The sequence below is a fragment of the Pelosinus propionicus DSM 13327 genome, from assembly GCF_900114615.1.
GTDB classification, from domain to species: Bacteria; Bacillota; Negativicutes; order DSM-13327; family DSM-13327; genus Pelosinus; species Pelosinus propionicus.
The window spans coordinates 19744-37478 of the sequence record NZ_FOTS01000033.1 but is presented as its reverse complement, the minus strand read 5'-3'; the positions used below and the strand labels follow the sequence as shown (position 1 = coordinate 37478).

Here is a 17735-nt window from a genome sequence, read left to right as displayed (position 1 = left end):
TCTATGGCATTCATTGAAAGGCTCTCCAAGCTCATAACTCAATATTTTCCCCTATGGGTTATTGTGTTTGCAGCAGCCGCATTTTTTCAGCCTGCTCCCTTTAAACCCATTGGAACCTATATTCCTTATTTGCTTGGGCTTATTATGTTAGGTATGGGACTTACCATGTCATTAAACGATTTTAAATTGGTACTTACCCGCCCCAAAGACGTCTTCTTCGGTATACTGCTGCGCTACTTGATTATGCCCGCAGTTGCCTTTGGAGTAGCCAAATTACTCAGCCTGCCGCCAGCCTTAGCGGCAGGGCTGATACTAGTAGGAGCCTGCCCCAGCGGCACTGCCTCCAACGTAATGACCTTCATCGCTAAAGGAGATACGGCTTTATCCGTTACCGTATCTAGCTTCAATACGATTTTAGCCCCTCTTCTCACCCCTTTTATCTTCCTATACCTTGCTGGAACCATGATCCCTATTCAAGCAGGTGCTTTACTGGTAGATATTTTAAAAATTGTTCTGCTGCCAGTATTCTTAGGCATCGCCCTACGCATGCTAGCCTCGTCATTTGTTGAGTCCTTTAACAAAGCCATCCCTGCCTTCTCTGTGGTAGCTATCATTATGATTATTACGGCAGTAGTGGCACTGAATGCAACCAAGCTGGTAACCATAGCAGGAATGGCCTTTTTAGCTGTTATTCTTCACAACTCCATCGGCCTTTTCCTAGGTTATATTACTTCAAAAAGCGTAGGAATGGGTGAAGGCAAAGCCAGAGCCATTTCTTTCGAAATCGGCATGGAAAACTCTGGTCTGGCTGTTGCTTTAGCAATGGCACACCTTGACCCTATCGCAGCGATCCCCGGTGCAATCTTCAGCGTTTGGCACAACTTCAGCGGCAGCATCCTCGCAGGCTACTGGAGCAGTCGCAAAATAACGGAAGAAAAGACAAACTTTAAAACCTAGCCATAGTGTAACAAACATGCAAAAGCCCCAAAGATCCTGACAGCATTCGCCTGCCAACGATCTTTGGGGCTTCTTTTATTTCATTCCTTGTATCATATTCTCAGAAACACTGGATAATTCTCCGGCCATAGATGCCAGCCCCTGACTGGCTTTAGCCATCTCCTGAATGGAGCTTGCCTGGCTTTGAACCGTCTGATCAATATTCACGACTTTGCGATTCATGCTCTCGATAGAATCCTGCGTTTGCTTTAAGGAAGAATTAATATTCTGTACCGACTGAGCACTTACAGAAGCCAATTTGCGAATTTCTTCGGCAACTACGCTAAACCCTCTGCCGGCTTCCCCAACGCGGGCCGCTTCAATTGCAGCGTTAAGCCCCAGCAAATTGGTCTGATTGGATACGTTTTTAATAAAATCCACAATTTCATCCGTCTTATGAATCGTATCAGCCAACTCTTTGCTTAACGCACCCAGGTCACTGCAAATATTTGACAATTCTTTGGCTCCTGCAGCCAGCGCATCCATACTCGCCGTGAATTCATCCGAAGAATTGGCTAGAGTTCCGGCTATAGTATGAACTTTTTCCTGATTCACAACAGCCTGCGTTGTAATCAGACATCCAATTGCCTGATTGCCGTCTTTTATCGGAATTGCGCAGGCAATATAAGGAATATCAAAAGCTGACTGTTCCCGAGAAATCATGCGGATCACACGACTTCCCGTATTGATGCATTGTTCACATGCCTGCCCCTTCATCGGCTCGCCAGCTCTAACACCTAAATCGAAACTCTTACCTGGAACATACGCCGTATACATTCCGTCCTGAATCACTGACACGCCTACATCCTCGACAAATATTTCATTGATATAAGGTGCCAGTTCTGTAAACATCTTTACGATTTCCCGCCCCGAAAGATTTGACACTCTCTTCACCTCATCCATGGATCTTCAGATTGCAAGATCTTCTTATTTTACAACGACATATCAAAATCGCACTTGTATTTTTCCAGAAAGCCAGTATTAAATTCTCCCTCAACAAACACACTGTGATTCAATAATTGCTGATGAAAAGGGATGGTAGTATAAATTCCTTCAATAACAAATTCACCCAGTACTCGTTTCATTCTATCGATCGCATCTTGCCGACTTTTACCCCAAACGATCACCTTTGCCACCATAGAATCATAAAAAGGTGAGATTTCATAGCCTGCATATACCCCACTATCAATTCGCACGCCAAACCCGCCTGGAGGCAGATATGCCTCGATTCTCCCCGGCGATGGCATAAAATGATTTGCTGGATTTTCCGCATTAATTCGGCATTCAATAGCCCAGCCATTGATTTTTACGTCTTCCTGAGAAAAGGACAGCGGCTCTCCTGCAGCAACCGCAATCTGCTCTCGAATCAGATCGATTCCTGTAATCGCCTCTGTGACTCCATGCTCAACCTGAATGCGAGTATTCATTTCCATAAAATAAAACCGACCGTGTTTATCTAGCAAAAATTCTACCGTTCCTGCTCCTTGATACTTCACGGCTTTTGCCGCCAATACGGCAGCATCTCCCATCTGCTTGCGCAATGCCTGATCAAGAGCAGGGGAAGGAGCTTCTTCTACCAGCTTTTGATGCCGGCGCTGAACGGAACAATCCCGCTCACCAAGATACACCACATTTCCATATTGATCAGCCATAAGCTGAACCTCTACATGCCTAGGATCCTCCAAATACTTCTCCAAATACACACCTGCATTGCCGAAGGTAATCGCCGCTTCCTTCTGGGCCTGACGAATTCCTTTGATTAAGTCTTCCTCATCTTGAGCTACACGCATCCCTTTTCCGCCGCCACCGGCTGTTGCCTTGACAATGACAGGATAACCAATCTCTCTGGCCACTCCAATGGCTGTATTTACATCCTCAATAATGCCATCAGTACCTGGAACAATCGGAACACCTGCATTTTCCATCGTTTCTCTGGCAACGGCTTTCGCTCCCATTTTGCAAATCGCATCAGATTCAGGACCGATGAAGGCAATCTGATAATTGGCACAAGCTTGCGCAAAATCCGGATTTTCTGCCAAGAAGCCATAGCCGGGATGAATGGCATCTGCTTTAGTAAATTGAGCAACACTCAGCAGCCTGTTTATATTTAAATAACTATCCTTAGAAGAGGCAGGGCCAATACAATATGCTTCGTCTGCCAATTTTACATGGCTAGCTTTTTCATCTGCTGTTGAATACACTGCAACAGTTGCAATGCCCATCTCGCGGCAGGCCCGGATGATTCGCACCGCAATTTCTCCCCGATTTGCAATCATGACTTTCTTAAACATCACGTTTTCCCCTTTGGCATGATTATTGTTCTAACACATCTTTCTTCTTAAAATACAAGAAAGTACATTAAAAATACATTTACCGTCAATAACATGAGAGCTGTCGGCACCTGGGCTTTAATAACGCCGTTCTTGTCGGGCAAATCCAGTAATGCTGCCGGTACGATATTATAATTGGCAGCCATAGGTGTCATCAAGGTTCCACAATAGCCTGAAAACATGCCAATTGCTGATAAAACTGCCGGATCACCGCCGTGAAGTTTTACAATTAACGGCAGTCCAACCCCAGCTGTCATGACAGGAAAAGCAGCAAAGGCATTTCCCATGACCATAGTAAAGAGTGCCATTCCTACCGTATAGGCAAAAACAACCAAGAACCGATTATCAACAGGAATAGCTGCGCTTACCAGATCGGAAACAACTTGCCCAACACCTGCAGCAGCAAATAAAGCACCCAAAGTTGCCAGCATCTGTGGCAGCACAGCCGCCCAGCCAATAGCATCGATTAAACGCCGTGATTCTTTAACAGGCTGCATTCCTTTTTCCTTGGTCAACATTATAGCTGCCAGCAGGGCAACTACGCAGGCAACACCTAAACTGACAAGAGTAAGATTCGCCTTATCAAACAAGTCTAAACCAGCTAGCTTTACATCTTTAAGTCCAAGGGTCCCAAATACAGTAATGATCGGAATGAGAAGTGCCGGCATGAATAACCAATTTCCTAGTTTTTGGGATTGAGCAATACGCTGCTCTCCTGTCGCTTCCTCATGTTTTCCCATGCCTACGCCGCCAAATCCGGCAATAACCGCCATAACAATTACCATTATGCCTACATGCATCGGTTGAATAACAGTACCAAACAAGAAGGAGACAGCATAGATTCCCCAAAATGCACCTGTTAAAATCCGTTTTGAATTCCCTTTATCATTCATTGCCAATAGTGCAATCAGAGCGACAAATATCCCTGCAATATAATAAATATAAGTAAGGCTGATAATCATAATGCTGCACCTTCCTTTGCTTTTCCATGACTAGAAGCACTTTGTTCTACTTCCCGGGCAATCTTGCGATCCAATAAATACAACCTCACACCATGAATGATAAAAGCAGCAATCGCTGTAGGAATACCCCATAGAGCAATATGCAAAGGTTCTAGTATAATACCGTTTTGTTCAAAAAATCCCTTCATAAGTAATACAGCACCAAAAGCAATAAAGATATCTTCACCAAAGAATACCCCTACATTATCGGCAGATGCCGCAAACGCTTTAATCTTATTACGGGTATCCTCCGGTAATTCTCCATGCTTATTCTCGGCTGCCGCCTCTGCCATTGGTGCAATCAGAGGACGCACCATTTGTGCATGGCCGCCTAAGGCTGTCAAACCAATTGCTGCTGCAATTTCACGGATGAATAAATACAGTATCAAGACACGGCCAGTCGTAGCCGCTTTTATTTTTCCAATCAGCTCTTGAGCCTGCTCCTTTAGACCGTTCCTTTCCAATAGTCCAATAACTGGTAGGGTAAGAATGAATAAAGACAAATACCGATTCTTTATAAATGCTTCACCAAAAATAGTAAGAATCCTATCAAATGGCAAATTTCCAGCGATACCCGTTACAATGCCTGCAACGACAACAACCAGCAAGGGATTAAACCGTAATACAAATCCAATAATAACAACTGCGATACCTAGAAGTGTCAACATGTTCCTCGCCCCTTTACGTATTTTCTCTATGACTCAATTTTCACTAAGAATAACGGCTGTCCATATTCAATAAAGTCTCCATCATTAACCAATCGCTCTACAATCGTACCTTTTACGCCTGCAACGACTTCATTGAATAATTTCATGGCTTCTAATACACAGACAATCGTGTGGCACTCTACTTCTTCCCCTACCTTAACGAATGAATCTGCCCCTGGCTCAGAAGCCATATAAAAGGTCCCGACTGTGGGAGATACAATGGTGTGCAGCGGCTCTGCCTGGACATCGGGAATCTCCTCTGCCAGATGCTGCTCGCCTTTAGCAGCCGTAGGCACCGCTTGCAGTGCCTCCAAGGACACGCGGGAATCAGTCTGCACTCTATGAACCCCAGCTTTTGAAATTACAATTTTACTCGTTTCCTGTTCTAATTCAAAATGCTGTATCGATGACTGCTCTACCATGCGTATCACTTCTTTTATCTCATCAAATGTAAGCATTACTTTCACTCCTTGTTCTTTTTATCATGGGCAAAGTCACGTTGTAATTCCAGCTAACTGCGATTGAACCGTAATGGTAATGCGCTGTATATCCGCTTCTCTGGCAGCATATAATCTTTCGGCCTCTGCCAAAGAAATCTCCACAAACCAAATTCTGCTCCCCGGTTTAATCTGCGCTACTGTAGAAATATCCGCACCCGCTACTTGGGCAATTTTGGGATATCCTCCTACGGTTTGCCGATCTGCCAGCAGTATAATAGGATTGCCATCTGGCGGTACCTGAATGGTTCCAAGGGCCACTGCTTCAGAAACCATTTCTAAAGGCTCTGTCAGCTGCAAAGATGCTCCTGAAAGACGATATCCCATTCTGTCCGATTGCGTGGTAACCTGGAAGGGCTGCTGAAAAAGCTGTTTTCTGCTGTCTGGACTGAATAAGGGAAACTGACTGTTTGGTATAACGCGAACTTTATATTCCTGAGACGTTTCTGAAACATACGATTTTCCGACATACCAGGATGGAAAAGCAAAAGAACGGGAACCCATAGTCTTTTCTAAAGACTCTGCAAGGGACAAGGGAGAAGAACATCGTACAGGAAGGATATCTCCCTGCAATAACGCTCTGCCTTGGTAACCGCCAATCTTCGCCCGCAAATAAGTACTCTTACTGCCCATTACCTCGGGTATATCATAACCGCCTCGAACGGCTAAATAAGAACGGCAGCCGGATTTTAAAGCACCAAATTTTAAAACACTTCCCTTTCGAACCAAAACCGGCCTGCCCTGAGGTACTGACTCTCCATTGATAGTTGGTGACAAATCGCCTCCGGTAATAGCCAAGAGAAGATCGGCTTCTAAAAGAAGCGAAGGTCCCATAAGAGTCATTTCAAGCGTTGCTTCTCCCTCTTTATTTCCAACTAAAAGATTGGCAAGGCGCAAAGCGTAGGTATCCATGCCACCACTGACAATCACGCCATACTTCTGGTACCCGTATCTTCCCAAATCCTGTATACTGGTCAGAAGACCGGGGCTAAGAACTTTGATACTCATGATCTTCCTCCCTTATATTCTTCATACTCCTTACGAGAAATGGGATAAAATCGTATCCGATCCCCTGACTGCAGCAGAGTGGGCGGATTGTCCTGAAGTCTAAAAAGCTCTACTGGCGTATTGCCGATAAGCTGCCAGCCGCCAGGTGTAGCAATTGGATATACCCCCGTTTGCATGCCAGCAATTCCAACAGAACCCGCAGGAATGGACATGCGGGGCGATTGCCTCCGAGGAGTTGCAATCGTCTCGGACATTCCGCCCAAATAAGGAAATCCGGGAGCAAATCCAATCATATATACCAAATACTCACCATGACTGTGAATGTGGATTACCTCGTCAACCGTAAGCTTGTTACATTCAGCTACATACTGTAGATCAGGTCCAAACTCCTCACCATAACAAACCGGAATCTCCACGATCCGTGGTGTATAATCTGCTCCACGCTCCAATTTGCACAACTTCTCTCTTACCATGGCTGCAACAATTTCAAACGTAAGCAGTGATTTTTCTTCAGGAACATCTTTTTGCATCTTCCTGACCTTCATCGGATTATAAAATATAGTAACACTAGAAAATGCCGATACATATTCAATCATTGCCGGTAAAGGATTCAAATCCAGATCTTCCGTAAACACTTTAACCCTGCTGTGTATTTCCGGGTCAATTCCTTTACCGAATTCAATTAGGATCGCTGATTCACCAAATGGAAGAATCTTGGCATCCGAAATCTCATTCTTAATGCTTTCACTCAAGCTTTTCACCTCGCTATCTTCCACTTACTGCACGAATGGCAATGGTAGACTCTTCTAAAAAGCTGCGAATCTGAGAGGCAAATGCTAAGGCATGAGCACCATCACCATGGATACACACAGTATCTGCCTTAATCGCAATATCCTTGCCCTGCTGCGATCGTACAACGCCTTCTTTTATCATACGAACCACCTGAGACACAGCCTGCTGCTGATCGGTAATCATAGCCCCTGCCTCTTTTCTCGGGGTCAAGGTTCCATCGGCTTGGTACGTACGATCCGCAAATACTTCATGAGCGGTTATCAGTCCGATTTTTTCTCCGGCAGTAACCAGCTCACTGCCAGATAGGCCAAATAAAATAAGTTCTGGATTGACCTTATATACAGCTTCTGCAATCGCCTCGGCAAGATCTTGCCGCTTTGCCGCCATATTATAAAGAGCACCATGGGGCTTTACATGCCGCATCGTTCCTCCTGCTGCTTTTACAAATCCATAAAGTGCTCCGATTTGATAAACAACCATCTCATAGGCTTCCTGGGCAGATATATCCATGTTCCGCCTGCCAAAGCCGTTGAGATCAGGCAGCCCGGGATGAGCACCGATCGCCACATCATTCTGTATGGCAAGCTTCACTGTATTGAACATCACATGAGGATCACCTGCATGAAAACCGCAAGCTATATTCGCCGATGTAAGAAAGGGCAGAATCAGCTCATCCGTTCCCATGGTATACGCACCAAAACTTTCTCCTAAATCGCAATTCAAATCCACTCGATACATATAGTCCCTCCTTCAAAGCAATAACAAAAAGACGCATCAAACAAAGAGTTACCTTTGTCTGAAGCGCCTTTGCTTCCTCTGCTCACTGAGTTGCCATGAACCCAACGATTAACTTGTGATTTATCATATCACCCTATAACTTCTTTTGTAAAATTGAAAAAAACAATAGGGCACTTCAATTTTATCGAAAGTGCCCTGCTCCTAAGTGATAGCAAGGAATGAGAAACCCTGCTCACTCCTTTTTACATGCAGATATAATCTTTTTATAACGGTCCTGCTCATCTTGTAAAGCTTTAATTGCCTCTTCTTCTGTGCAGCATCGAAAGCGAATGCTGTCACCGGGCTTTGTCTGAACCAGCTTAGGCAAATCTCCTCGAATCACAGATCCTACCTTGGCATATCCTCTTGTCGTTTGATGATCAGCCGTCATAATAAAAGGCATGCCATCAGCAGGTATTTGAATCGCACCTAGCCACACAGCTTCTGATATAATATCAGCATTACCAAGATGTTTGATCTTGGGACCTTTCAGCCGATATCCCGTCCGATCGGACTGCTTGGTTACCTTATAAGAACTGCCGAAAAAAGTATCCAGCACGGCTGACCCAAACATCACATCCTGAGGTCCTAAAAGCACTCGCAGTTGTACCTCTTTACCATACTGGGGAATGTATGTACTGGACAACTTACCAATCTGTATTGTCCTCTCCACATCTTGTCCCACATGCAGTACATCTCCCTGACGCAGTACTCTTCCTTCATGCCCTCCGATTTTCACTGGAGTACAAGTGGAACGACTTCCTAAAACAACTGAAACGTCAAAACCACCCCGAACAGCCAAATACATTCGATATCCGCGGCTAACAGCATTGAAGCGAAGTACGCCTCTTTTAGGAACAGTGAAGGCCGACCAATTCGAAATCGGCGTATGATTGATAAGACCTTGCATATCCCCGCCGCAAACAGCCACAGTCTGTTCTTCATCAAACTTGAACGTTCCTCCGCTGCCCGTCATTTCCAGCACAGCAGCATCCAAACAGTTGCCCACCAGCAAATTCGCTACTTGGCTGGCATACCGATCCATCGCTCCAGAAATGGGCATACCATATGCCTGAAATCCCCAGCGTCCCTGATCCTGAATGGTCGTAAACAACCCCGGCTCTATCGTTGTGATCATACGTTTCACCTCCCATTACAGATAAGAAATCTCAGGTACATACGTCCCTTCTTCAACCGATCTGCGAACTGCAAAATATCTCTCAATCGAAATTTCTCGAAAATGCAGATAATCCCCCACTGAAAATAAAAATGGCTTATCACTCGTAAGATGAAAGGCTTTTATAGGAGTACGCCCAATCAGCCACCACTCTCCTGCACTTTCAATCGGATAAAATCCCGTCTGATTGCCGCCAATCGCAACCGATCCTCCAGGAATCCTCTCCCGGGGTCGTTCCTGCCTAGGCACTGCAATCTCGCTAGGCATCCCTCCCAGATACGGGAAACCGGGTATAAAGCCTAGCATATAGATCAAAAAGGGCTTGGAAGTATGAAGAGAAATCACTTCCTGCGGTGACATTCCTGTATATCGCGCCACGAATTCCAAATCCGGCCCTAACACACCTCCATAGCAAACCGGGACATGCACCACCCTAGGCGGGAGCAATTCTTCAATGCATTTATTTTCAATCCTTCCCAAGAGCTGAATCACTGATTTTGCAAGCTCTTGACGCGTAATCACCAAAGGATCAAAATAAGTAGTCACAGATCGATAGGTGGGAATCACCTCAATGATGCCAGGAATTTGCTCTAAATGGAGCAGCTTAGCAAATCGTTGAACTCGTTCATTGATTTCAGGTGAAATTTGATTCCCAAATTCAATTACCAAACCATGTTCACCAGCCACCAGCATCCGAACAGAATTGATATATTCAGCCATTTCCAGCTCACTCCATTTCTTTACTTATAAGAAAGAGAGCCATAAATGCATGCATTTATAGCTCCATCGCTATTCGTTTGCTAAATTATGAAATCACTTTACCATAGGATCATCTGAAAAACAAGACCTGCTGTATTATTTAAGCAATCGTTCTTCCATCAGGCGAATAAAAGCTCGTATTCCATGAGAGAGCCACTTATCCTTATGATACGCTAAATATGCATTTGTCTCAAGCTCGACTCCCTGCCACGGCAGTTGAATCAATATACCTGCTTTTAACTCTTCAGCTGCAGCAGCTAAAGGCAATACGGTAATTCCTAAATTATTAATTACCATTTGCTTAATCGTTTGAATATGACAGATTTCCAAAATGGTTTTAGGAACAATTTCAGCTTTTGCCAAACCTTCTTCCAAAGCAGTTTGATAAGCCGTTCCCGATTCCATAAAAATCAGTCGCTGTTCCTGCAAATCTTTGATCTGCACGTTATGACAGGCTGCAAGAGCATGATCTGGTGACGCCAGCATTCCCATGGGTTCATCCCATAATAATGTACTGATCAAATCGGTATCGGATGAATCTTTCTCATGAAAAAAAGCAAAATCCATCATATTTTTTCGCAGGAGATTTCGAAAATCACTGCCTATGCCGAACTTCACTTTTAATTGAACATCTGGATACAGCAATGTATATTCCTGCAGCAAATCGGTTAAATAATATACACATAAAGACTCTGGCATGCCAATCATGATTGGTCCTCGGGGAATTTCAAAATGATCAAACTCATTTTTAGCATCATCAGCCAGCTTGGTAATTTTCTCTGCATAATCATAGAGTCTTTCCCCATCTGTTGTCAGCATCAGCTGATGCCCGAACCGTTCAAAAAGAATCGTATTTAATTCTTTCTCCAGAAGCTGAATATGAGTCGTTACACTCGATTGCGTATACCCTAAAAATTGGGCTGCTTGTGAGAAGCTCCCTAAATTTACTATACTCATAAACGTCTTTAGCTGACGAAATTCCAAATCCTATCACTTCCTCTCACAAACTGGCAGAACGTGCTCTCTGCCGATTTCAACTTGGGTTAATAGTATAGTATCGTAAAATGCAAATAAAGTCTACCTCCTATGAAATGCGCATATTCTTGTTTTCCATTCTATGTTATAGTAATGATAAGCTAAATTTTCTGCCGACAGATTATAGCCCTGCATATTTCAACTGCTAAAAAGCAAGCTAATTGCATACCTGCAAAGATAAAGGCTGAAGATTTGGGAAAAAACGATAGAAAGAAGGAATCATCATTATGGACTCCATCATTCAAGTCGACCAAGAAAAATGTATCCGCTGCAGTATCTGTACCAGCGTATGTCCCACAGATGTTATCCAAATGGGAAAACATGGCCCGGAAGACACAGGAAACCACTGTATTGCCTGTGGTCACTGCGTGGCCGTCTGTCCGCGAGAAGCTTTAAATAATTTAAAAGCCCCTTTATCGAATCAAGTATCCTTAGAAGGCCCTCCTGTACTCGATGCAAAGACCGCCGCAACGTTCCTGCGCTCTCGACGTTCGATCCGCTGCTATAAGTCATCCGCAGTCCCAAAAGAGAAACTGCTGCAGCTTCTCAACGTAGCCAGACTGGCACCAACGGGCGGCAATTCCCAAGGGCTCACCTATTGCGTGATCGATAACCCTGATACGCTAAAAGGTATTACCGCTGCAACCATCCAGTGGATGGAAGAAGCCGTTAAGGCAGCTTCCCCAATGGCTCCTTACTTCAAAGGGATTGTGAACAAATATCGCAAAACAGGCCATGACGGTATCCTCCGCGGTGCTCCCTGTCTAGTTGCAGCCATTGCTCCACGAGACTTTATGCCTCGCGGTCGTGATAATACTCACTTTTCCTTGGGATATGCTGAACTATATGCACCGACACTTGGATTAGGAACCTGTTGGGCAGGATTCTTTGAAGCCTGTGCTTTATCCGGTTATCAGCCCCTGCTCGATCTTCTGAAATTGCCTGAAGGTATGGCGGTTACTGGGGGCATCATGGTCGGCTACCCCAAATATACATATAAACGGCTTGTCGAGCGAAAACCGCTTCAGATCATCTGGCAGTAAACAGCTTTGGTTTATATGAAAAGGATATACACTCAGAGACATCCTTGAATGTATATCCTTTTTTATTACCAATTAATGTACCTTCTCTAGCAGTATTCAGTTAACACTAAGAAGAATTTACTTATCATTCGTAAATCCTTGTTTCTTCATGGTTGGATAAACATCGGGAAAATATACCTGTTTATATGCATTTGCGACTTGTTTGCTCCAATTTGTATCCTTATCGCCACGCTCACTATAATATTTCGACATGACAGCATCATATTCATGCTGAATGGACAGGAGGGCAACCTTGGATTGCACAAGCCCCCTGTATTTTTGGTCTTTGTTGCTGATTTTTATAAAGCATATACTGCTTGTGAGAAAAATGGCAGCCATCAGATCATCCATGAGAGTATCGAAGGGAGTTTGGTCGGGGCCGTTGATGCAGGTCTTGCCATAGGAGCGGCTATTATTGGTCAAGATTGAACCTTGGTTAGCTGTTCGCAGTATAACATTTCCCATTATCCAATCTTTTGCATTTAGTAGAAAACGGTTGCTTTTTATTCTCTTTTTTAACAGATATTTTACTAAAGCTTTTAACTTCTATATTGTTAATGTTGATATTTCTAAATTCAGGAATCCCCATCTCTGGTGGCTCCACGGTTTTAGCTAACACTTTCCAATGAGCAGGTACCTCTCCATCCTAATCTTCTGGGATTACAGCATAACTATAGCTTGGATTCCAATTAAGCTGAAATGAAAATGGATTAGGAACATCTATCATCTCTACGTCATGAACATGTATGTTCTCAATAACTCCTCCTCGCGTCCTTGCAGATTTAAATCTCAAGCCATTCTCTGTACCTTTGGCTTTAATATTGTATATTTCTACATTACGAACGCCTCCAGAAGTTTCACTCCCTATAGTGATTCCTCCTCCTAAACCCGTCTCACAACCTCGAATCACAATATTTTCTGCCACTCTATTCACACGCAGACCATCAGCATCTCCTCCGGATTTTATACACAAATTATCATCATTGCACTCTATATAACAATTTTCTACAAGAACGTTGGAAGAAGAATCTATATCAATTCCATCGGTGCTAGAACCTTTATTTTCTCTTATCTTTAACCCATCCACATGAACTTTGTCAGAATAACATATATGTATATTCCAAAATGGAGAGCGAATTGAATTAAATTTTTCCAGTATAACTTCTGAAGAGTTCAAAACTATAATGTTTCTTGGTCTTTCGCAGTCATAATCTACAGCCCATCGTACCCCTTTAGCAGTATAATCCTTTCTCATACCACCTAATTTATCCTCTCCCCAATACTTATCCCACCAATATTCTCCTTGCCCATTTATAAGTCCTGCCCCGGTAATTTTAACATTATTCTGGCCACATACGTTTATCAAACCACTAGGCCAATCCATTTCGATGCCCGCAACTCTTGACCAAATAGTAGGATAAGCTGTTTCATCTACCACTCCTCTTATCTCAACACCTTCATCAATTACCATCTCTACATTAGATTTTAAAAATATGGCTCCAGTCAGGTATATTCCTTTTGAAAAAGCAACAACCCCTCCGCCAGCTGTAGCTGCTCTATCGATTGCATTCTGAATTGAATTTGTACAAAGAATTTTTCCATCAGGCTTAGCTCCATAATCCAAAACTTTAAATTCTCGCTGTTTTTCTTTAGCCATTTCTATATCTCCCTAAACTATTTTTACTAATCTATGTCAGAAAATGCTGATGTTATAGCTTCATCTCAGCTTTCAGAAACCAAATTGTGATTGGGATCTAATAAAACAATCTTAATGTAACTGGTCCTAAAAACCCTGACTTAACTTGTGTTTTTGAAATTTTATTACTAATACTATTCGTTACTTCGATCTTCAATTTAAATTCTGTGGATGTCATAAAATTAGTAACATCATATTCAAACGGAGCCCACATTTTAATTCCTACTTCTTTTTCATTGATATAGACTTTTGCGATTTCCCACACTTCACCTAAATCTAACAGGGCCTTTTTTATCTGTGAAACGTCTTCTACCTTAGACGAAGTTTCATAAACTGCTTCTCCTGAAAAGCATTTCATATCCTCATATTCCGTCCATGATATTAATTTCCCACATATAATATTCTCCATTGAAGGTCTTTTTAAAGTCCATGCCTCATTTATATCCACAGTTTTAGCTTCTAATACTTCCTTTTTTTTAGCGAACTTAGCCTCTCTTCTTTTATTGACACATATTATAATAGAATCCCGCCTTTTGATGTGTATAGGAATTACTGAGTTCTCTGTATCTATCCTGTCTAATTCCAATTCTTCTATTTTACCACTCCAAGAATCCCATTTTTCAAAATATCCAATATTTCTGATTGAGAGTTCACCTTCGATAGTTTTTTCACCTTCATTTACCAATAAGTAAAAATCGATCCCCTCTTTTATAACATGGCTTACCCGCAAATCAGGATTATACGGCAGCAATGAAATATGTTTTTTACCCATTTCCCCTAGACAGTTAACTACATCCTCATATTTTTCTATCTCGATTGCATTTTTTAATGCATGTTTTTTATTATTAGGGTTATATACTATAATACAACCTCCATTTTGGGAAAAACGATTCAAGATCTCGTTTAGCTTGCTATCTAATTTACTTAGGTCTTCTATTATCACCGTATCATAATTTTGTTCCTGAATTTTAATAAATTCCTTAGATAATATACAGCTATTTATTAGTACATTGTCTTCCAGGTAATTAAATTCTATCTGGTTTTGATATAAAGGTTTTACTATATGCCAGGGCAAATGATCCTCTTCGCACAATACAGCTACCGAAGTAACATTCACATTGTCAGTCATAAGCCAAGACATTCTTTTGCCATACGTTGCGATAATATTATAATCTTTCCACCACAAGTTATTCGGTCCTACATCTGGCGGGCGCTCATTAGTTCTCTTGTCTCCCTCAATGGAGTACAAAAAGGCATGTGGATATAAAAGATTAGTTCCTCTGACAAATAACCAATCCATAAACCACTTCATATCATCAGCTGAAAATTCCCACTGACGTCCGTCAGGCCCACAACATCCAAAACATTCATTGGCGTTCCTTCGTCTGCCTAGATGCCTAGCGGCATCAGAAGCACATTTTCCCATGGTACTATGTTGCCCTTCAATGCCTTTATTATCTTCTGGACCAATCCAACGCCAAACAACATCTTGTCCAGGAATTTGAAAATACTTCAAACAACCTATATCATCACTTGCCTCAGGATGCCCAGTTAATGCTATATTATGCTTTTCACACCAATCAGAAATCGGTTTGTAATACGAGAACTCCAATTTTTTATTGACAGCTTTTTTGAAATTTCTTCTTTTCAATTCACTATCTACGCCAACATCAAACCATAACGCCAGGACATCCAGCTCTTCATTTCCCTGGCTTTTATACCAATCCATAAAACCTGTCGTCCAAGGTTTTATCTTATTTCCATCCACACATCTGCCCAAAATATTAGGTTCATCTGTAAACATAGCAATAACAGTATTACCAAAATGCTCTTTTAAAACAGCATAATAAGCTTCATGAGTCACCGTAATAAATTTCTTCATAGCATCTTCATTTAGTAAATCAGCTGCTAGCGGCGCATCTCTTTCACCATCGTCTTCACCAAAATGAATACCACGTATTGTTCCCTCAGAAAACGTTGCTATCAGGGAAATGATTACCCACTCTCCCATATCTGTCGGAGTAAAAACAACTTTTCTATCATTTGAATACAACTTTATGGCACTTTGAAAATCTATTGTATTTTCTGCTGTTTTCTTGGCAGCTACACTTAAAATACACTCTTCATCACCTTCTATTTCTTCGTATATCTCAGTATAACCTTGGCATTTATGCTGAGCCATCCGTAGACCACGAGCTGCATATTCCGGATTATTTTCTACCACTTTCCCATGGGCAGAACCTGACGGATACATTCCTTCATCGTATAATACTACTTTCATGTTCAGTTTTTTTGCCTCTTCAACTATGAATCTAACAAAATGCATATATTTTTCCCCTAGATAAGAAATATCTTTTGATAATCCTATTCGAGGATGAATTACAAATCCGTCTAATCCCTTACTTTTAAACTCTTTTATTTTTTTTAACAGTGCTTCTTTATCTAAGGAGCTATTTAAAAACCAAAAAGGAATCAATGAAAACTCTTCGTTGGGACTAGAAAATTCCTGCTTTAATTTTTCTAACATCACGATAAATCCCATTCTTTCAAATATTTATTTGTGTTATTAAGCATTTCTGCAAATAATTTTTCAGCCTGGCTTCTTGAAATGCTAACCAATGGCTCATTTACAAAAGTATTAAATGCTAATTTTTTATCTTTAGTTAATGCTGCTTTTACAATTGATTCTTGATTGATCGCATGCCGTTGTACAATGTTTAATATATCTAATGGAAGCTTGCCAGCATAGACAGGTCTAATGCTATTTCTTTGTATTAGCGCATTTGTTTCAACTATGCTGCCTAATGGAAGATTGCCTATTTGCCCTTTGTTAGGTATATTTACGTTGCTGACTGTATCTTTTAAGCCTAGCAATGCTAGAATAATTTCAACGCCTTCTTCACCTGATGGCTTTACTTCTATGTCCTTTTCGCCTGCAATTATTTTTTTAGTATCACTGATTTTTTCTTTTAAGGTTTTCATCCGAGAATCAACCGACGTTAATTGCATTTTCCAGGAAGCAATCGTTTCTTTGTCCCGTAAATAATTAGGCGGCATAAATTCAGCCAAATGCCGGTTGCCAGCTGCTGCAATGAGCCCATATTGCTTAAATAAATCAAATTTTACCCGATGGGCACTTTCAAAAGAACTAGATTTCCAAAAATCTTTGTACGGTTCGAACCCTGCTTCATAATATTTATCAGCAAATCTTTCATATAGTGGCATTAAATCTCTTCCTTGATAGGATGCTTCACTAATTCCAGGTAAAATGATTAATACCAATCACATTTATTTTTATTTCTTTACGCTTTATATCCTTAATACCTTCCATATCTTCCAGCATTTGCGTAAATAGTTTCTGAACATGGAAAACTTCATGGCAGCAGCCAAAGGCTTTAATTTCTGGAAAAATTTCAAACAATGTTCTTGTACATACCGACATAGGATTAGTATAACTAAGAACCCATGCCTTGCAGAGACTGAAATGGAAGTTAAGTTTGACACAAATTGTGTCAAACCGGTTATTTTCACCTTTTCATCTAAGCTTCTAGGCATCTCAGCTAATAAAGCTTTGGCAGGAATTAAATAAAGTAATCCGATACACGACCCCAGCACACACACAATGCAGTAATACAATGTAGATTGACCAGGCCACCATATTAATGGAATGATCATAGCCCTTAAGGGGATACATATTAATAAGAAAAATTTTCTTCGTCCAACTCTTCTCCCTAATGGGTTTTTATAAAAAATTATTACTGATATGTCCCACAATCAGACTAAGCAAAGAAGTCAGAAATCTAGTAACTGTTAAGATTGCAACTGCTATAATGGATAACGTCACAGAAAGTGGTATAAAAATACCATTAACCATACAG

At 41.7% G+C, this 17735-nt stretch carries 19 protein-coding genes and 1 pseudogene; 3 read left to right on the top strand and 17 right to left on the bottom strand.

Annotated elements, in window-relative coordinates:
• The first annotated feature begins 3 nt into the window (after positions 1-3).
• Positions 4-957, top strand: coding sequence for a bile acid:sodium symporter family protein (locus BMZ99_RS16670; RefSeq protein ID WP_090939768.1), 954 nt, complete (start codon positions 4-6; stop codon positions 955-957).
• A 75-nt stretch (positions 958-1032) separates the two neighbouring features.
• Here BMZ99_RS16670 and BMZ99_RS27415 read toward each other — a convergent pair whose 3' ends face one another.
• The 11 genes from BMZ99_RS27415 to BMZ99_RS16615 all read right to left on the bottom strand — a co-directional run bounded on the left by BMZ99_RS27415 (position 1033) and on the right by BMZ99_RS16615 (position 11028).
• Entirely contained in the window at positions 1033-1881 is an 849-nt protein-coding gene (locus tag BMZ99_RS27415; protein WP_090939765.1) for a methyl-accepting chemotaxis protein, read from the bottom strand.
• A 47-nt stretch (positions 1882-1928) separates the two neighbouring features.
• The gene (gene accC / locus BMZ99_RS16660; protein ID WP_090939762.1) at positions 1929-3287 is read right to left on the bottom strand and encodes an acetyl-CoA carboxylase biotin carboxylase subunit; all 1359 of its coding nucleotides are present in this window, start codon (positions 3285-3287) and stop codon (positions 1929-1931) included.
• 47 nt (positions 3288-3334) lie between these two features.
• Positions 3335-4288 carry a DUF979 domain-containing protein gene (locus BMZ99_RS16655; protein WP_090939759.1) on the bottom strand — a complete coding sequence of 318 codons (954 nt, stop codon included), beginning with the start codon at positions 4286-4288 and terminating at the stop codon, positions 3335-3337.
• Positions 4285-4995 carry a DUF969 domain-containing protein gene (locus BMZ99_RS16650; protein WP_090939756.1) on the bottom strand — a complete coding sequence of 237 codons (711 nt, stop codon included), beginning with the start codon at positions 4993-4995 and terminating at the stop codon, positions 4285-4287. Before BMZ99_RS16650 ends, BMZ99_RS16655 begins: the two co-directional genes overlap by 4 nt.
• A 26-nt stretch (positions 4996-5021) precedes the next feature.
• The gene (gene accB / locus BMZ99_RS16645) at positions 5022-5492 is read right to left on the bottom strand and encodes an acetyl-CoA carboxylase biotin carboxyl carrier protein (protein WP_090939753.1); all 471 of its coding nucleotides are present in this window, start codon (positions 5490-5492) and stop codon (positions 5022-5024) included.
• 36 nt (positions 5493-5528) lie between these two features.
• A complete protein-coding gene (locus BMZ99_RS16640; protein WP_090939750.1) occupies positions 5529-6539 on the bottom strand; it encodes a 5-oxoprolinase subunit C family protein in 1011 nt (336 codons plus the stop codon).
• Positions 6536-7300 (bottom strand): 5-oxoprolinase subunit PxpB, encoded by a 765-nt coding sequence (gene pxpB, locus BMZ99_RS16635; RefSeq protein ID WP_245755016.1) that lies wholly within the window; start codon positions 7298-7300, stop codon positions 6536-6538. The genes BMZ99_RS16640 and pxpB (BMZ99_RS16635) overlap by 4 nt, the downstream gene beginning before the upstream one ends.
• 4 nt (positions 7301-7304) lie before the next feature.
• Positions 7305-8069, bottom strand: coding sequence for a 5-oxoprolinase subunit PxpA (gene pxpA / locus BMZ99_RS16630; protein WP_090939747.1), 765 nt, complete (start codon positions 8067-8069; stop codon positions 7305-7307).
• A gap of 232 nt (positions 8070-8301) precedes the next feature.
• Positions 8302-9246, bottom strand: a complete 945-nt coding sequence (locus BMZ99_RS16625) for a 5-oxoprolinase subunit C family protein (protein WP_090939744.1) — start codon at positions 9244-9246, stop codon at positions 8302-8304.
• 15 nt (positions 9247-9261) lie between these two features.
• Positions 9262-10005, bottom strand: a complete 744-nt coding sequence (gene pxpB / locus BMZ99_RS16620; RefSeq protein ID WP_090939741.1) for a 5-oxoprolinase subunit PxpB — start codon at positions 10003-10005, stop codon at positions 9262-9264.
• A gap of 135 nt (positions 10006-10140) precedes the next feature.
• A complete protein-coding gene (locus BMZ99_RS16615; RefSeq protein ID WP_090939738.1) occupies positions 10141-11028 on the bottom strand; it encodes a LysR family transcriptional regulator in 888 nt (295 codons plus the stop codon).
• A 278-nt stretch (positions 11029-11306) separates the two neighbouring features.
• Here BMZ99_RS16615 and BMZ99_RS16610 point away from each other — a divergent pair, with 278 nt between their 5' ends.
• Entirely contained in the window at positions 11307-12122 is an 816-nt protein-coding gene (locus BMZ99_RS16610) for a nitroreductase family protein (protein ID WP_090939735.1), read from the top strand.
• Positions 12123-12239: 117 nt separating this feature from the next.
• Here BMZ99_RS16610 and BMZ99_RS26410 read toward each other — a convergent pair whose 3' ends face one another.
• Positions 12240-12425, bottom strand: coding sequence for a hypothetical protein (locus BMZ99_RS26410; RefSeq protein ID WP_175490589.1), 186 nt, complete (start codon positions 12423-12425; stop codon positions 12240-12242).
• Here BMZ99_RS26410 and BMZ99_RS26405 point away from each other — a divergent pair.
• Positions 12420-12590, top strand: a complete 171-nt coding sequence (locus tag BMZ99_RS26405) for a nitroreductase family protein (protein ID WP_175490588.1) — start codon at positions 12420-12422, stop codon at positions 12588-12590. The genes BMZ99_RS26410 and BMZ99_RS26405 overlap by 6 nt on opposite strands.
• Before the next feature lie 217 nt (positions 12591-12807).
• On the opposite strand, the gene BMZ99_RS16605 is transcribed toward BMZ99_RS26405, so the two are convergent.
• The 5 genes and pseudogenes from BMZ99_RS16605 to BMZ99_RS27600 all read right to left on the bottom strand — a co-directional run.
• Positions 12808-13818 (bottom strand): glycoside hydrolase family 28 protein, encoded by a 1011-nt coding sequence (locus tag BMZ99_RS16605; protein ID WP_217645107.1) that lies wholly within the window; start codon positions 13816-13818, stop codon positions 12808-12810.
• Between the two features lie 97 nt (positions 13819-13915).
• Positions 13916-16384, bottom strand: coding sequence for a glycosylhydrolase-like jelly roll fold domain-containing protein (locus BMZ99_RS16600; RefSeq protein ID WP_090939732.1), 2469 nt, complete (start codon positions 16382-16384; stop codon positions 13916-13918).
• Complete coding sequence (locus BMZ99_RS16595) at positions 16384-17139, bottom strand: family 4 glycosyl hydrolase (RefSeq protein WP_281246831.1); 756 nt, start codon at positions 17137-17139, stop codon at positions 16384-16386. The genes BMZ99_RS16600 and BMZ99_RS16595 overlap by 1 nt, the downstream gene beginning before the upstream one ends.
• Positions 17111-17365, bottom strand: coding sequence for a family 4 glycosyl hydrolase (locus BMZ99_RS27075; protein WP_281246832.1), 255 nt, complete (start codon positions 17363-17365; stop codon positions 17111-17113). Before BMZ99_RS27075 ends, BMZ99_RS16595 begins: the two co-directional genes overlap by 29 nt.
• A pseudogene (locus tag BMZ99_RS27600) lies at positions 17317-17631 on the bottom strand (MFS transporter); the annotation flags it as partial. The pseudogene BMZ99_RS27600 and the gene BMZ99_RS27075, both read right to left, overlap by 49 nt.
• Positions 17632-17735 lie beyond the last annotated feature (104 nt).

Coding starts and splice junctions, on each gene's coding strand:
- BMZ99_RS16670 (WP_090939768.1), top strand. CDS start 4: ATGGCATTCATTGAAAGGCTCTCCAAGCTCATAACTCAATATTTTCCC.
- accC (WP_090939762.1), bottom strand. CDS start 3,287: ATGTTTAAGAAAGTCATGATTGCAAATCGGGGAGAAATTGCGGTGCGA.
- BMZ99_RS16655 (WP_090939759.1), bottom strand. CDS start 4,288: ATGATTATCAGCCTTACTTATATTTATTATATTGCAGGGATATTTGTC.
- BMZ99_RS16650 (WP_090939756.1), bottom strand. CDS start 4,995: ATGTTGACACTTCTAGGTATCGCAGTTGTTATTATTGGATTTGTATTA.
- accB (WP_090939753.1), bottom strand. CDS start 5,492: ATGCTTACATTTGATGAGATAAAAGAAGTGATACGCATGGTAGAGCAG.
- BMZ99_RS16640 (WP_090939750.1), bottom strand. CDS start 6,539: ATGAGTATCAAAGTTCTTAGCCCCGGTCTTCTGACCAGTATACAGGAT.
- pxpA (WP_090939747.1), bottom strand. CDS start 8,069: ATGTATCGAGTGGATTTGAATTGCGATTTAGGAGAAAGTTTTGGTGCG.
- BMZ99_RS16625 (WP_090939744.1), bottom strand. CDS start 9,246: ATGATCACAACGATAGAGCCGGGGTTGTTTACGACCATTCAGGATCAG.
- pxpB (WP_090939741.1), bottom strand. CDS start 10,005: ATGGCTGAATATATCAATTCTGTTCGGATGCTGGTGGCTGGTGAACAT.
- BMZ99_RS16610 (WP_090939735.1), top strand. CDS start 11,307: ATGGACTCCATCATTCAAGTCGACCAAGAAAAATGTATCCGCTGCAGT.
- BMZ99_RS16605 (WP_217645107.1), bottom strand. CDS start 13,818: ATGGCTAAAGAAAAACAGCGAGAATTTAAAGTTTTGGATTATGGAGCT.
- BMZ99_RS16600 (WP_090939732.1), bottom strand. CDS start 16,384: ATGTTAGAAAAATTAAAGCAGGAATTTTCTAGTCCCAACGAAGAGTTT.